This window comes from Pseudomonas sp. NFACC25 (genome assembly GCF_900100935.1).
GTDB classification, from domain to species: domain Bacteria; phylum Pseudomonadota; class Gammaproteobacteria; order Pseudomonadales; family Pseudomonadaceae; genus Aquipseudomonas; species Aquipseudomonas marginalis.
The window spans coordinates 32,110-46,532 of the sequence record NZ_FMUC01000023.1; the positions used below are offsets into that span (position 1 = coordinate 32,110).

The 14,423-nt window shown below is 63.6% G+C and carries 13 protein-coding genes and 2 pseudogenes; 8 read left to right on the forward strand and 7 right to left on the reverse strand.

From position 1 onward, the window contains the following. Nucleotides 1–30: 30 nt before the first annotated feature. From BLQ09_RS29995 to BLQ09_RS30005, 3 genes are read left to right on the forward strand one after another with little or no spacing between them, the layout of a single operon-like run. The gene (locus BLQ09_RS29995; protein ID WP_092359652.1) at nt 31–852 is read left to right on the forward strand and encodes a molybdenum cofactor biosynthesis F family protein; all 822 of its coding nucleotides are present in this window, start codon (nt 31–33) and stop codon (nt 850–852) included. Further along, complete coding sequence (locus BLQ09_RS30000; protein ID WP_092359654.1) at nt 845–1,645, forward strand: SDR family NAD(P)-dependent oxidoreductase; 801 nt, start codon at nt 845–847, stop codon at nt 1,643–1,645. The genes BLQ09_RS29995 and BLQ09_RS30000 overlap by 8 nt, the downstream gene beginning before the upstream one ends. Further along, entirely contained in the window at nt 1,638–2,408 is a 771-nt protein-coding gene (locus BLQ09_RS30005; RefSeq protein WP_027603481.1) for an SDR family oxidoreductase, read from the forward strand. Before BLQ09_RS30000 ends, BLQ09_RS30005 begins: the two co-directional genes overlap by 8 nt. A 23-nt stretch (nt 2,409–2,431) precedes the next feature. Here BLQ09_RS30005 and BLQ09_RS30010 read toward each other — a convergent pair whose 3' ends face one another. From BLQ09_RS30010 to BLQ09_RS30025, 4 genes are all read right to left on the reverse strand, one after another. Then, entirely contained in the window at nt 2,432–3,061 is a 630-nt protein-coding gene (locus BLQ09_RS30010) for a TetR/AcrR family transcriptional regulator (protein ID WP_092359656.1), read from the reverse strand. 15 nt (nt 3,062–3,076) lie between these two features. Beyond that, complete coding sequence (feaR, locus tag BLQ09_RS30015) at nt 3,077–4,039, reverse strand: transcriptional regulator FeaR (protein ID WP_090402384.1); 963 nt, start codon at nt 4,037–4,039, stop codon at nt 3,077–3,079. 116 nt (nt 4,040–4,155) lie between these two features. Continuing rightward, nucleotides 4,156–4,776 (reverse strand): DUF3156 family protein, encoded by a 621-nt coding sequence (locus BLQ09_RS30020; protein WP_092359658.1) that lies wholly within the window; start codon nt 4,774–4,776, stop codon nt 4,156–4,158. Continuing rightward, nucleotides 4,721–6,220, reverse strand: coding sequence for an APC family permease (locus BLQ09_RS30025; RefSeq protein ID WP_092359660.1), 1,500 nt, complete (start codon nt 6,218–6,220; stop codon nt 4,721–4,723). The genes BLQ09_RS30020 and BLQ09_RS30025 overlap by 56 nt, the downstream gene beginning before the upstream one ends. A 291-nt stretch (nt 6,221–6,511) precedes the next feature. Between BLQ09_RS30025 and BLQ09_RS30030 the strand changes: the two genes are divergently transcribed. Next, on the forward strand, nt 6,512–7,840 hold the full coding sequence (locus tag BLQ09_RS30030; RefSeq protein WP_092359662.1) for an alginate export family protein: 1,329 nt from the start codon (nt 6,512–6,514) through the stop codon (nt 7,838–7,840). A gap of 46 nt (nt 7,841–7,886) precedes the next feature. Here the strand turns inward: BLQ09_RS30030 and BLQ09_RS32095 are convergent. Continuing rightward, nucleotides 7,887–8,198, reverse strand: a pseudogene (locus tag BLQ09_RS32095) (methyl-accepting chemotaxis protein); the annotation flags it as partial. Then, nucleotides 8,184–9,152: pseudogene (locus tag BLQ09_RS31780) on the reverse strand (PAS domain-containing protein); the annotation flags it as partial. The pseudogenes BLQ09_RS32095 and BLQ09_RS31780, both read right to left, overlap by 15 nt. Between BLQ09_RS31780 and BLQ09_RS30040 the strand changes: the two are divergent. From BLQ09_RS30040 to BLQ09_RS30055, 4 genes are all read left to right on the forward strand, one after another. Then, a complete protein-coding gene (locus BLQ09_RS30040) occupies nt 9,110–10,087 on the forward strand; it encodes a helix-turn-helix transcriptional regulator (RefSeq protein WP_092359664.1) in 978 nt (325 codons plus the stop codon). The pseudogene BLQ09_RS31780 and the gene BLQ09_RS30040 overlap by 43 nt on opposite strands. Before the next feature lie 132 nt (nt 10,088–10,219). Continuing rightward, on the forward strand, nt 10,220–11,101 hold the full coding sequence (locus BLQ09_RS30045; protein WP_092359667.1) for a transporter: 882 nt from the start codon (nt 10,220–10,222) through the stop codon (nt 11,099–11,101). A 22-nt stretch (nt 11,102–11,123) separates the two neighbouring features. Then, on the forward strand, nt 11,124–12,287 hold the full coding sequence (locus tag BLQ09_RS30050) for an MFS transporter (RefSeq protein ID WP_092359669.1): 1,164 nt from the start codon (nt 11,124–11,126) through the stop codon (nt 12,285–12,287). A gap of 34 nt (nt 12,288–12,321) precedes the next feature. Then, the gene (locus tag BLQ09_RS30055; protein WP_092359671.1) at nt 12,322–13,428 is read left to right on the forward strand and encodes a class II histone deacetylase; all 1,107 of its coding nucleotides are present in this window, start codon (nt 12,322–12,324) and stop codon (nt 13,426–13,428) included. A gap of 50 nt (nt 13,429–13,478) precedes the next feature. Here the strand turns inward: BLQ09_RS30055 and BLQ09_RS30060 are convergent, their stop codons facing one another. Next, a complete protein-coding gene (locus tag BLQ09_RS30060) occupies nt 13,479–14,411 on the reverse strand; it encodes a p-hydroxyphenylacetate 3-hydroxylase reductase component (protein WP_092359673.1) in 933 nt (310 codons plus the stop codon). Nucleotides 14,412–14,423 lie beyond the last annotated feature (12 nt).

The following is a 14,423-nucleotide window of genomic DNA, read 5'->3' on the forward strand; positions in this document are numbered from 1 at the left end:
GGTGTCCATTCCCTCAACCGGAGCCATGCAATGACCACTTCATCCGACTGGATCACCGTAGGCGCTCTCGCCGACGGGTTTGCCCCCGACGCGTTTATCCTGCCCAACCTGGCCGACCTCAACGGCAAGGCCTTCACCCTGCACTTCGCCAACGGCTGGCAGATCGAGCATCGCTTCGACACCGAGCAGTTGCACTGGCACGCCGCCGACGGTCACTCCAGCGGTTCGGCCGCCTACCGCGCCACCTCGGTCCGCCCGGGCCTGTACCTGGTCGACTTCATCAAGCATGAAGCCGGCCAGGCTTGGTCGATCAGCCTGGTGCTGGACACCACCACGTCGTCGTTCACCGCCGTGATCGGGCGCATGCCGGACCGCGAACAAACCGAGCAAGGCCTCTACAGCCGCGCCCTGGCCGGCAAGGCCCTGACCTCGGTGGACGTGGACTTCCTGCACGGCAGCCTGGATCAACCCTGGCAGCCGGGCCAATGCCCCCACGCGCCCACCCAGGAACTGACCGGCCTGCGCAACCTGTATCGCTACAGCCCCAGCGAAGTCTACGAGCACATCTACCTGAACGATCAGTTCTATGCCTGGCAATGCCTCAAGGGCGTGGAGCAAGGCCTGTGCGATACAGATCGCTGCCACTACTACAAGATCGCCGATCAGCTGTACCTGTTCGTCTGGCGCGAAAAAATCATCCCGACCCTCGGCCTGGTGCTGATCGACCTGCAACAGCACCGCAGCGACGGCAAGATCTTCGGCTATGCCGGCGCGTCGTTCGATGAGCTGTCGAACTTTCCGATCAGCTCCTACTGCCAAGTGCTCAACCGCACGGAGTATCCCGATGCCTGATCCACGCACCGTTGTCATCACCGGTGCCGGCACGGGCATCGGTGCCGCCTGCGCGCGCTTATACGCCGCCGAAGGCGCCAACCTGGTGCTCATCGGCCGTCGCCGCGAGCCGCTGGAGCAGGTTGCGCAAGACACCGGCGGCCTGATGCTGGTCGGCGATGCGGCCTGCCCGGCCACCTGGGAGGGTTTCGTTGCGCAGATTGCTCAGCGCTACGGCCGCCTCGATGTGCTGCTGGCCTGCGCCGGCGGGCATGGCGTGGGCAGCGCCACCCAGACCAGCCCACACACCTGGGAGGCGGCCTTGCGCAGCAACCTGGACAGCGCGTTCTACAGCGCTCGCGCCTGCCTGCCGCTGCTGATCGAAAGCGCCGGCAATATCGTGCTGCTCGGTTCCATCGCCTCGCTGGCCGCCGGACCCGACGTATGCGGCTACACCACCGCCAAGCATGCGCTGCTCGGGCTCAATCGCTCCCTGGCGCGGGATTACGGCCCACGCGGCGTGCGGGTGAACGCGGTGTGTCCCGGCTGGGTTACCACGCCCATGGCCGACGAGGAAATGCAGCCGCTGATGAGCTTCCACGGCGACACCCTGCCGCAAGCCTATGCCCGCGTATGCGCCGACGTGCCGTTGCGGCGCCCCGCCAGCGCCGAGGAAATCGCCAAGGTGTGCCGCTTCCTGGCCAGCCCGGATGCCGCGATCATCACCGGCGCCAGCGTGGTCGCCGATGGCGGTTCGAGCATTGTCGATGTACCCACGCTGGCTTACGTCCATATGGAGCGTGCACATGCCTGAAGACTTGGATTTCAGCGGCAAGACCGTGCTGGTCACCGGCGGCGCCCAGGGTATCGGCCAGGCCATCGTCGAGGCGTTCGCCTGGCGTGGCGCCCGCGTCATGATCGCCGACCTGCGCCTGGCACAAGCCCAGGCATTGGCCGAGGGCTTGCGTGCGCGCGGCTGCCGGGTCGAAGCCATCGCACTGGACCTGGCCGAGGCGACGGCGGTGTTCGAAGGCATCAAGGCTATAGAACAGGACTGGGGCCGCCTGGATATCCTGGTGCACAACGCCGGCTACTTTCCGCTGACAGCGTTCGCGCAGATCACCCCGGCCGTTCTTGAACGCACGCTGGCGGTGAATCTCTCGGCCCTGTTCTGGCTGTCCCAGGCCGCCTTGCCGATGTTTCAACGCCAAGGCGGTGGCTGCGTGCTGGTCACCTCATCGGTCACCGGGCCACGGGTCGCCTATGCGGGGCTCAGCCACTACGCGGCGTCCAAGGCCGGGGTCAACGGTTTTATCCGCAATGCCGCACTGGAGCTGGCGCCTTACCAGGTGCGCGTCAACGGCGTCGAGCCAGGGATGATTGCCACGCCGGCCATGGATAACCTGGGCGACAGCCAGGTCAATGCCGACATCGCCAGCCGCGTGCCCCTGGGACGCCTCGGCGCCGCTCAGGATATTGCCGGGGCCATGCTGTTCCTGGCCTCCGACCTGGCGACCTACATCACCGGGCAGACCATCGTGGTGGACGGCGGGTCGACGCTGCCTGAGGTGAAATGACCTCTGTCGGGACGTAAACCGGATCAAATGTGGAAGGGGCGGTGTATCCGTTGAATAGCGCTCGCCCCTTCAAGCAGCGACAGTGAATCACTGAACACCCGCGACAACGCCGCAAGCCGCTTGACGTAACCCTGGGGCGTCGAATAGATCAGCTCCACATGCAGGCTGTCGACGATACCCAGGTAAGCGTCACAAAACACCTCGAGCGCCTCGGGCCGTACCATCCGGTACCGCCCTTGCGCGGCACGCTGGAAATCCTCGCGAATGCTCGCCAGGTACCCCTCAAATCCTGCCGTAATCACGCTGCGAATATCCGCCGGCGGAAAGTAGGCCGTGCGCAACAGGAAGCGCAGGTGCGCCGACCCTGCATAGCGCCCGCGCAACCGCTCAAGGTGCAATTGCCCAGGCACGCCGGGGTGCCCGGCCTCTTCCTTGAAGCACTGCGCGATGTACTGATGTTCATGGGCCAGGGCAATCTCGAAGACCGTCTGAAACAGCGCGTCCTTGCTGACAAAGTGCGCGTACAGCGAGGCCTTGCGCATGCCCGCCCCGACCGCGATTTCGTTCAGCGATGAAGCGTCGTAGCCGTAGGCGGCAAAGTGTTCGACCGCGACTGCGCAAATGTTATGGGCCGACAGGGTGAGCGGTTTCATTGATCCATCGATTCCCTACGCCGCACCCACCGCTTGCTGCAGATGAGTGGAACGAAAATCCTTGGGCGACAGCTCGAATTGCTTCTTGAACGAGCGGCTGAAGTGCGCGGAATCGGTGAAGCCCCACTTGTAGGCAATCGAGGTGATCGACTCGCTCTTGAGGAACGGGTTGGTCAGATCGTCCGCGCTGCGTTTGAGCCGCGCACGCTGGATGTAGCGGCAGACGCTGTCGTCCTGCTCTTCAAACAAGCGGTACAAATGCCGCACCGAGATGTTCAGGCGGCTGGCCAGGCCTACCGGACTGAGGCCGGGTTGGGTCAGGGACTCGTCGATGACTTTCTGCACATAACTGCGCAGGTTGCTGCCCTGCAAGGACACGGCGCTGTCGCCTGGGGCGTCATGCAGTTCGAAGGCTGAACCGAGCAGCGAAACAAACGCCGCTTGCAGCGCCTCGGCCTCTTCAATCGAATCCTGCCCCTCCAGGCCCTCGCGGCACAGCTGGTCCATCAACACGTGGAGCATGCGCCCGCAGGCCTTGCTCGAAGAGATCTTGCCGAAGGTTTTCGAGGCGCTGCCCAGTTGCTTGCACACTTCGTTGCGCGAGAGTGACAGCGAGGCATGTTCGATAAGGCCAAAGGGGCTGATCTCGATCGAACCCGTGGAGTCCATCAGCAGCATATCGCCGGGGGCCAATTGAATGACCTGGCCGTTCTGGGTGATCTGGCAATAGCCACTGCGCTGGCTGACCAGGAAGCAATGCTGGTCCATATCGTGATCGGCATTGGGCCGCTCGCGTTTGATCAGGCCGGCGTTGGTGCGCAGGTTGGCCAGTGACAGGCCGCCCCGGGAGTGCTTGGACACCTCACCGATGAACAGTGAGCGGTTGAAGGCCAGTTCCGTATCGAAATGGCCGCAGGCCGCTCGCAGATCCCGAGTCCAGGTTTCCAACCCATAGTGCGCAGACTGATAGGTGCTCATGGCATCTCCACAATGGTTTCTTGTTTTTGTTGGCTAATAGTTAACATGTTATCTATATAGGCGCAACAAGTCCGTGATACCGACTGTAGAAGCACTAATGATGCCAATTCCTCGACTCAGCGCGCGCCCAATACCCGCTGCAAACCCGCCAGCACCGTCAACAGCCCAGCACGTTGCGCGCCGCTCAAGGGGATGTAGCGCCGGAACGCCGGCATGCGGTTGACCACCTCGCTGCCGCCCATGTGTTCAAGCCGTACGTGCCATTGCTGCCCGCTCAAATCGAGGTGCAGGCGCTTGAAGTCCAGCCCCATCAACGCTTGATGCAGGCCGGGGTCATCGTTCAAGGCCGCCTGGAGCCTGGCCAGCAAATCCGACGCTCCCGCCCGTTGCCGACAGGCCAGCCCCGTGCGCCGGATCGACCCGCTGTGGTGCAGTTCAAAACGCGCGCTGCCCTGCTCTGAGGCAGGCACCGTGAACCTGAATTCGGTCATCACCAGGTGCATCAGCAATTGCGCTTCGGTGCGCTCGGCCACGTCGACCTGAAGGCCGATGTCGTCCAGGCAAAACCTTGCCTGGGCTGGCCCCGTCGAGGTGAAACTCGCCAGCCCGAGGTTGCGCCGCACGTACTCAAGCGTGACCCCAGGCCGGTAACCGGACGGGGCCCGTTGGGCGCTGAACAGCTCAGACAGCTTTTGCAGCCTGCTCGAGATAAGGGTTGTGAGGGTTGCCAGGCTCATGGGAAAACTCCTTGGCCAGCACTTCTTCTACCGAAGCCGGCTTGAATGGATTGACCTTCTGTACCACCAGTGTCCAGAACAGCGCGTATGAAGCCGTGATCCCGAGCATCACCCCGAACGGCACATAAATGTCCGCAGGGTTCATGCCCGGCGGGGTAATGAACCACATGCCCAGCAAGATGCCGACGCTGGAAAGAATCTGTGGCAACGGAAAGAACGGCGAGCGATAGGCCCGTGGCAGGTCCGGACGGCGAATGCGCAGAATCACCACCGACAGCGTCACCAGCAGATAAGAGAAACTCCACGCACACACCGCCGCCAGCACCAGGTGCATGATGTTATCGGTGTTGCCGCCCAGCCACAGGGCATACAGGCACGGAATCAGCATCGCCACCAGGATGCACAGCAGCGGCGTCTTGAAGCGCGGGTGCAAATATGTGAAGACCTTGGGCAACGCGCCGTCCACCGCCATGCCGTAGAGAATCCTCGGCACGCCCGCCATCAGCGTGTTGATGGTGGCGGCACCGGCGAACAGGAAACCGATCCCCAGCCACAGCGGGCCAATATCGCCCATGACCTGCTGGGCAAAGCGTGGGATCGCCATGGGCGTGTCGAGCAGGTGCACGCCGGTGGCGGCATCCAGCACCACGTTTTCCACCTGGCGCTTCATCGCCGCGCCATAGATGAACATGCAGGTGGCTACGCTCAACAAACCGAAAATCATGGCCTTGGGCATGACCTTGGCCGAGTTGCGCAGGTCCGGGGCCAGCGGCGTGACGAACTCGCAACCGACGAACATGAACATGGCCATGCCCACCAGCGACAGAATGGTGACCAGGTCGGTCCCCACCAGCGACACGCCGAACCAGCCCTCCAGTTGCACCGCCGGGGCCGCGATCAGGCCGAGCACGCCGAACACCATCAGGGTGGTCCACATGCCGAAGGTCAGGATGATCTCGGCCCTGCCGAAGGCGCTGACGCCAAAGGCATTGAGAACACCGAACACCACGACAAACCCCACCCCCAGCAACCAGGAGCCGCCGGCGGACTCCGCCAGGGTGTTGAGGTGTTCGAAGTTCACCAGGGCCATGACCCCGGACAGAATCGTCTCGGCCGTGCCGGCGAACACGTGCACGATCAGGTACGCCGACAGGGTGCCGGTGATCGCAAAGAAACGGCCCATGCCGCAATTGATGTAGTCGTAGACCGAGCCGGTGGTCGGCAGGATCGAGGCGGCCTCGGCGAAGGTGGTCGCCTGGGCCAGCATCATTACCACCGCAATCAGCATGGCCACCGCGAAGGCGCTGCCGCCGATACCGAAGCCCATGGTCGCGGTGAGAATCACCGGGCTGGCCATGATCAGGCCGATGGTGCTGGCCAGCGCGGTCGGAAACCCGACGCTGCCGCGTTTCAAATGCTGTGTGAGCCGGTCATTGATCGACATGGTGCGGATCCTCGAAAGCGGATTTCTGAGTGGATGCATCGAGCCGTTCAAGGAGCCGGCGATAAAGCCCTCCCCAGCCAGTCCCTGATCGAAACGGCATCGTGCGCAAAATCACTGTGCACTTCCCGAGCACCGAGCGTCTTGCCCATGTCTGCCGTGGCTTTTGTTGCTGCCTGCCAAGGCATACGGCTTGGCGGGCAGGATCAATTACGTGGCACGCAGGTGAAAGACTTCCTCCGCCTGGGGTCATCTTAATGCGCCCTCGACTTAACCAAGCTGGGGACTATAACAATGGAGCACACCTTGAAAATACGCACGCAATCCTTGGCCGTCGGCCTGGGTATCGCGCTGTTGATCGGCCATTCACCGGCCCAGGCCTATGAGCTGTACGCCGACGAGGACACCCACCTGAATGCGGACTTCCTGGCGGTCTACGGCCTGTTCAACAGCCGTCACAACTACGACGGCACAGCGGGCGGCTCGACCTGGCGCGAGGGTTTCATCAAGTACGGGGTGAGCGGCGACCAGGGCCTGGCCGGGCACGGCACCGCGTATGGCGCGCTCAATTGGGTCAGCTCCGGCACCTGGGGCGATGGCGATGCGGCGGGCAACACCGATGGCAGCGAACGCACCACCAAAATCGAAGACGCCTACCTGGGATGGCGCTCGGCCGACCTGTTCCCGGCGCTGGGCAAGGACGGTGTGGATTTTTCCGTCGGGCGCCAGGTGGTCAAGATCGGCCGGGGTTTCCTGATCAACGACGACGGACCCAACCTCGGCAAAGGCCCGGCTGACGGTGCACTGAACCGTGGCGGCGCCTATTACCTGGCGGCACGCCACGCCTTCGACCGCACGGCGGTGCTGCGCCTGGGCGGGCAAGAGGGCCTGCACGGCTCGGCGCTGTGGCTCAAGTCGGACAACCGCGCCCAGGCCGAAACCGAACTGGCGGCGGGCACCCTCGACTACACGGCCGCCGCCGGAACGCTGGGGCTGACCTGGGTCCACGGCATGAACGTCACCGACCAGTGGGCCAGCGACTTCCAGAAACAGCGTGAGGGCCTGGACACTTACAGCGTGCGCGGCGAAGGCAGCGCCGGTATCGACAACGCCAGCTTCGCCTTCGAATACGCCTGGCAAGACAAGGACGCGGGGCCGGAAAAAGCCTGGTACGCCGAGGCCGGCTACACCTTTGCCGATGTCGGTTGGTCGCCAAAAGTGACCTACCGCTACACCCGCTATTCGCAAAAATGGGACCCGCTGTTCACCGGGCTCAGCACCGGCTACGGCACCTGGTTCCAGGGTGAAGTCGCCTCCAACTATGCCGGCCCGTTCAACAGCAATACCGGCATCCATCACGTCGGCCTCAAGGCGACGCCCCTGGAGAACCTGACGGTCGGCGCGCTGTACTTCGACTTCAATACCCTGCGCAAACACGACGCGCTGAACCTCGACGCCCGGGAGCTGGACCTGTACGCCGAATGGGCGGTCAACAGCCACCTGATCATCAGCCCGCTGGTGGGCATCTACCAACCCAAGAAGGATGCCGACACCGGTGGTAACCAGGTGGGTGGCAACGGCACCAACCTCTACAGCCAGCTGACCGTGGCCGTGCCCTTCTGACCCCGTTTCAGGAGCTGCGCGACGCAGCTCCGTCCTAACGTTCGTGCTGGTGCAGCATCGTCTGGATCTGATGGGTCGCCTGACGGGTGTTTTCCGCCAGCTTGCGCACCTCATCGGCCACCACCGAGAACCCGCGCCCGACCTCGCCGGCCCTGGCCGCCTCAATGGCGGCGTTCAAGGCCAGCAGGTTGGTCTGGTCGGCAATGCCCTTGATCACACTCACCACCGTGGCGATCTGGCCGTAGGTGGCCTGATTGTGTGCGAGCAGCTGTTGATGGGTGGTCTTCGCCGACTGCTCATCGCTGATATCGCGTACCGCGCCGATCACCCGCGTCAAACGCCCCTGGGCATCGCGCACCGCTCGCCCACGCTCGCGGCACCAGATGTAGTCACGGGTCTTGTGGCGCATCCGGTATTCAAACACGTACTCACCGCTGCCCTGGGGCGCAAGGATTTCCCGGTCGAAGATCGCCATGATCTTCGGCAGGTCATCGGGGTGGGTGATGCTGACCTGCGCGTCCCAGCCGTCGGGCAGCTCATGGGGCGCGTAGCCCAGGAGCAGGCGGAACTGATTGAAAATCCGCATGCGGCTGGCGGGATCCTGCACGTCACCGTTGACCACGGTGATGTCCCAGCAGCCTTCGGTCATGGTGCAGAGCAGCAGCTCCCAGATCTGCGTCTCGTGTTGATGCGCAAGGGCGCGCTGCGCATGCTCACGCAACTCGGCTTCCAGCGCCTGTTCACGCTGCCCGGCCTGCTCCAATTGCCGGCGAAGCACGGCAAGTGCCTGTTCGCTGCGCGCCCCTTCGGCAGCCTGATCGCGGGCTGATTCCTCGAGCAACAGCAACTGCCGCGTAGCCTGCGCACGTTGTGTGGCGAGTTGCTCCAGGTCGGCCTGCACCGACGGATAAGCGTGCAGTGCCTGGGTTCCCAACACCTCCCCCGCCAGCAGTTGCTTGAGGACGGCGGCAAGGTCCTGCATCGGCTGTTTTTTCTTGAAGAACATCGGCCTGGCCCTTTCTGATCGAGTCGAAACCCCGGATCTGATCGCAAACCGAGCGTGATTGCTTGTACGAGCCTGCAAGGCCTTTGCGCGTGGCTGCCATCCAAAAAGCCCTGCGTCGGGCGCTATCGTGCATCTGTAGGATGGTGATCGGCTTTCAACCCGTCGATACTTGTCCCCAGGCCCTGCCCACGTCCAAACGACGTTCCGGCCCTTAATGACTTCGTGACGAAAACAATAAGAATGTCGCACAGAGGTACATACGAATGAGCCGTCATGATCATGGTCACGCCAGCCTGCTGGAGGCATTCAGCGCGATGACACTGGAGCTCCAACGCCTGGCGCAGGACAAAGACATAGAACACTTCCACGAAGCGGCGCTGAGCTGCATCCGCCAGTTGCTGCCCTTCGACAGCGCCTGGTGGGGCCGGGCTGCGCTGATTGACGGCCTGCCCGAAGAACACAGCGCCTACCTCTACAACCTGCCCCGCAGCTACCTGGCCGATTGGCAATCGATTCGCCATATCGATGTGACCATTGCCAGGGTCAACGACGTGCCGGGGCAAGCGGTCATCGTCGACATGCGCAACCCCGCCAACGGCCCGGGGCTCAACTGGCTCGGCTCGTGCTACGCGATCGGTGAGTTACTGTGCGTGGTGTACATCGACCCGCAAACCCACCTCAGCGATCACCTCACGCTCTACCGTGCGCCCGACGCCCCACGCTTTACCGAGCAGGACTGCCTGCTGCTGAACAACCTCATGCGGCACCTGGTGGCGGCGGTCTCGGCCAATCAGATTCGTACCCTGGTCGCCATGCGCGAAGCCCTCACCCACCCGCGCAATCTCGCACTTGCCGTGTGCGACCAGCGCGGCACCCTGCACTGTACGGAACGTGGCTTCGTCGACTTGCTGCTGAGCGAATGGCCGGACTGGACCGGCCCTTGCCTGCCGGTCGCGATGGACGCCGAGGGCTATGACGGCAAGCACCTGCAGGTCGAGGCCTCGACGGTCGGCGACCTGCTCCTGCTGGCGGCCCGCAGCCGTACGGTGCTGATGCAACTGAGCCCTCGGGAGAATGCGGTGGCCCAGGGTTTCGGCGAAGGCAAGACCTACAAGGAAGTCGCCCGCGACCTGGGCATGTCGCCCAATACCGTGCGCCATCACATCCGCGCCATCTACAGCAAACTCGGGGTCAAGGACAAAGCCCGAATCGCCCACCTGCTGCACGCCCCGCCTGATTGATCGGCACCACTGACCCGCGCTGACTTTTTCGCTGTCGTTTTGACGGCCACGGGACACCTGTGCGCTTTTTTTGTCCCCCCTGCCACCCACGGGCGAGCCGTTCGCCACACAACACCTCAAAGAAGAGATGCCATGCCCATGATCCACACCTTCACCCGCACCACCACACTGGCCCTGCTCGGCGGCCTGTCGAGCCTGCACGCCAGTGCGGCCGACCTCAACGCCCGGGACTTTTTCGGCGCCCCCTCGGGCACCAGCCTGGGCGTGCTGTACCTGCCGGCAAGCCGCGCCAGTGACTTCCATGGCCCGGCCGACAGCACCGGCAAGGCCGACCTGAAGGTCAACGCCGTGGCGTACCGCCAAGTGTTCTTCACCGACCTCTGCGGCACCCTCTGTACCCCACAGTTCATCGTGCCTTTCGCCGACATCAACGCCCGCCTGCCGGGTGCCGGCCAGCACAGCGCAGAAAGCGGTTTCGGTGATCCCCAGGTCGGCGGCACGGTGTTTTTCATCAACGATCCGGCCTCGCGCACCTACAGCGGCCTACTGACCCTGATCACCCTGCCTGTGGGCGAATACCACGGTAACAATCCCGATGTATCGCCCGGTGCCAATCGCTGGGGCACCACCTTTGTCTACAACTACACCCAGGGCATCGGCGAAAAGTGGGTGCTGGAAGCCAACCTCGAAGCCCAGCTCTACGGCAAGAACGACAACTACTTCGGCAGCGACCTGAAACAGGACCCGCTGTACCGCCTGCAAGCCTTTGCCTCCTACGACTTCACACCCAGCACCTACGGCGCACTGCGACTGATCCACGCCGATGGCGGCGAATTGCGGATCAATGACCAGCGCATCGACAACACCCACAAGCGCTACACCCAAGTGGGCTTCGAGGTTGGTCACTGGCTGGATAAACAGAACCAGTTGATGTTCGGCCTCTCGCAGAACGTCGCCACCGACAACGGCTATCACGGTACCGACGCGCTGCTGCGCCTGGTCCATGTGTTCTGAATCCCCTCATCGGAGCTTGCCCATGAACACCCAGACCCAACCGCTGACCGATGAACGCGCCCACGCCTCATCCCCATTGGCATTGCTGGCCGCCATCGTGCTGTTCGCTGCCATCACCCCGACCATTCTCATGACCGCACCGGCCGTGGCTGCGCAACTGGCGACGCAATGGCAGTTGAGCCCGTCACAGATCGGGGACCTGTTCTCCACCGAACTCGGCGCCATGAGCCTGGCCACCCTGCCCGCACTGTGGTGGCTCAAGCGTGTCGACTGGCGCCGCGCCGCCTTGCTGGCCGGGTTGCTGTTCATCGCCGCCAACCTGCTTTCAATGCTGGCCCGCGACTACCCGATACTCCTGGCACTGCGCTTTTGCAGCGCCCTGGCCGGTGGCTCGTTGATGATCATCTGCCTGTCCAGTGCGGCCTCCACGGCCAATCCCGGGCGTGTCTACGGGTTATGGGTGATGGGGCAACTGGTGGTCGGGGCGATCGGCCTGAGCATCCTGCCCCGGCTGTTCGAGCACTACGGGCTGTCAGCCTGCTACCTGATCCTCGCCGCCTTGATGACGCTCTTTCTGCCCCTGGCACGGCACTTTCCCCAGGGCAGCCCGGCGCCTGAAAAAGCCGCCGAGCGCATCGCCCTCGCCTCCCGGTGGAAAGCCGCACTGGGCATTCTGGGCCTGCTGAGTTTCTACGTCAGCCTGAGCGGTGTCTGGACCTTTATCGGTTCCATCAGCAGCCATGCCGGCCTCTCTGCCGAGGCCAGTGGCGAGATTCTGGCGCTCGCCACGGTGATGGGCATCGTCGGGGCCGGTTGTGCCTCGCTGATCGGCGACCGTCTGCCACGCCTGTTGCTGTTACTGCTGGGGTACGCGTTGATGGCAGGCGCCGTGCTGTTGCTGCTGGGCCAGCCCGACATGCTGCGTTTTGCCTTGGCGGCGCTGCTTTTCAAGTTCACCTGGACCTTCATCCTGCCGCTGGTCCTGGCCTGCCTGGCCGACCTCGACCGCTCCGGAAAATTGATGAACACCTCCAATCTGGTGATCGGTGGCGGCCTGGCCATCGGCCCGACCGTGGCTGGCCGGATGATCGAAGCCAGCGGCGGCTTCCAATCACTGCTGATCGCAGGGGCGTGCATCACCGTGCTGTCCCTGGTGTTGATACTGGGCAGCCGCCCAAATGCCTGACAGGCCCTTTTACCCCAACGAAAATGGAAAGACGATGAGCCGAAAAAGTGCATTTTTCTTCGACGAACTCAGCCTCTGGCACAGCGCCGGGTTGCACGCCTTGACCTTACCGGTGGGCGGGTGGGTGCAGCCGCCTGCCGCCGCCGGCCACGCCGAGTCACCGGAAACCAAGCGTCGCTTGAAGAGCCTGCTGGACGTTTCCGGCCTGACCCGCCACTTACAGGTGCGCAGTGCCAACGCGGCCACCGCTGAAGACCTACTGCGGGTGCACACGCCCAACTACCTGCAACGCTTCAAGGCGATGAGCGATGCCGGGGGCGGCGAATTGGGGCCCCACGCGCCCATCGGGCCAGGCAGTTATGAAATAGCCAGGCTCTCCGCCGGGCTGGCCATGGCGGCAGTGGATGCGGTGCTGTGCGGCGAAGTCGACAATGCCTATTCTCTGTCACGCCCACCCGGCCACCACTGCCTCGCCGACAACGCCATGGGATTCTGCTTCCTGGCCAACATCGCCATCGCCATCGAAGCTGCAAAAGCACGGCGTGGCCTGGGCAACGTCGCGGTGATCGACTGGGACGTGCACCACGGCAACGGCACCCAATCGATCTTCGAAGAACGCGGCGACGTGCTGACGATTTCCCTGCATCAGGACGGCTGTTTCCCGGCAGGTTACAGCGGTGAAGCCGATCGCGGGCGCGGCGCGGGGCTGGGCGCGAATATCAATATCCCGCTGCCCCCAGGCAGCGGTCATGAGGCGTATCTGCACGCGATGGAGCGTATCGTGATTCCGGCGCTGGAGCGCTTCGAGCCGGAATTGATCATTGTTGCCTGCGGCTACGACGCCAACGCGGTCGACCCACTGGCGCGCATGCTGTTGCACAGTGACTCGTTCCGGCACATGACCCGTCTTGTACGCCAAGCAGCCGAAAGCCTGTGCCAGGGCCGCCTGGTGCTGGTGCACGAAGGCGGCTACTCCGAAGCCTATGTACCGTTTTGCGGGCTGGCGACCATTGAGGAATTGGTGGGCGTCAGGACACAGGTCGGCGACCCCATGCTGGAGTTTGTGCAGTTGCAGCAACCGAACGCGGCGCTGGCGGCGTTTCAGTTGCGCGTAGTCGATGAGTTGGCCGAAGCCCGCTGAGCGTGACGCAAAAAAATCCGATGCCGTTGCCGGCATCGGATTTTGGCCAGTCAGCAGTGGCTGATCAGTCCCTTCAACACCGTCTTGAAGGTGTCGATCTGGTCCTGGCTGAACTCGGCGAACACCTTCTCCTGCTGTTCCCGTGCAATGGCCCAGAGGTCTTCGGTCTGCTCGATACCCGCCGCGGTCAGGCGCACGCCGTGTTCATCGTCGTCGACCAACCCCTTGCGCTTGAGGTTGGCCACGGCGTCGTCGATTTCCCGCACCGGCATCGCCACTTCACGCAGCAGGTCGCCAGCGCTCAGGCAGGCGTCGTTCTCCAGCACCATCAGCATCCGCGCCTCGTTGGTGCGCAGGCCGGTGGACAGTTGCCGGGGCTGGTAGCTGGACTGGTAGGCGCGTACCGCCTGGGTCATCAGGTAATACAGGTTATGGCTCAGGCGCCCCTGGAAGTGGCTGCTCGGCGGCTGGCTTTCGTCGCGCCTGGTCATGCGCGTGTGGGGCAGGACCATGGAGTAGGCGCCCTGGTGGTAGAGCAGCGGCGAGCGCCCGAAATCGTCGAAGGCCACCACCTTGCCGATCATGATCCAGTGATCGCCGCCATCCACCTGCTGGTATTTCTCGCAGTGAAAACGTGCCGCACAATCGGCGAACACCGGCGCCCCGCCCTCCCCCGGTGCATAGGCGATCTCGGCGAAGCGGTCGTCCTTGGGCCGGGCAAAATTGTTCGACAGGTCGATCTGGTCCGCCGCCAGCACGTTGACCGCGAAGTGGCTGGCCTCCTCGAACACCCCATGACTGCTGGAGCGTTTGTCGATGCTCCACAGCACCAGCGGTGGGTCCAGGGACACCGAGTTGAAGCTGTTGGCGGTAACGCCCACCTTGCGGCCGGAGGCGTCGGCGGCGGTGACCACGGTCACGCCCGTGGCAAAGTTGCCCAGGGCCCGGCGAAAGGCGCGTGGGTCGAAGGTCGATTCAGACATGCAAGACTCCCG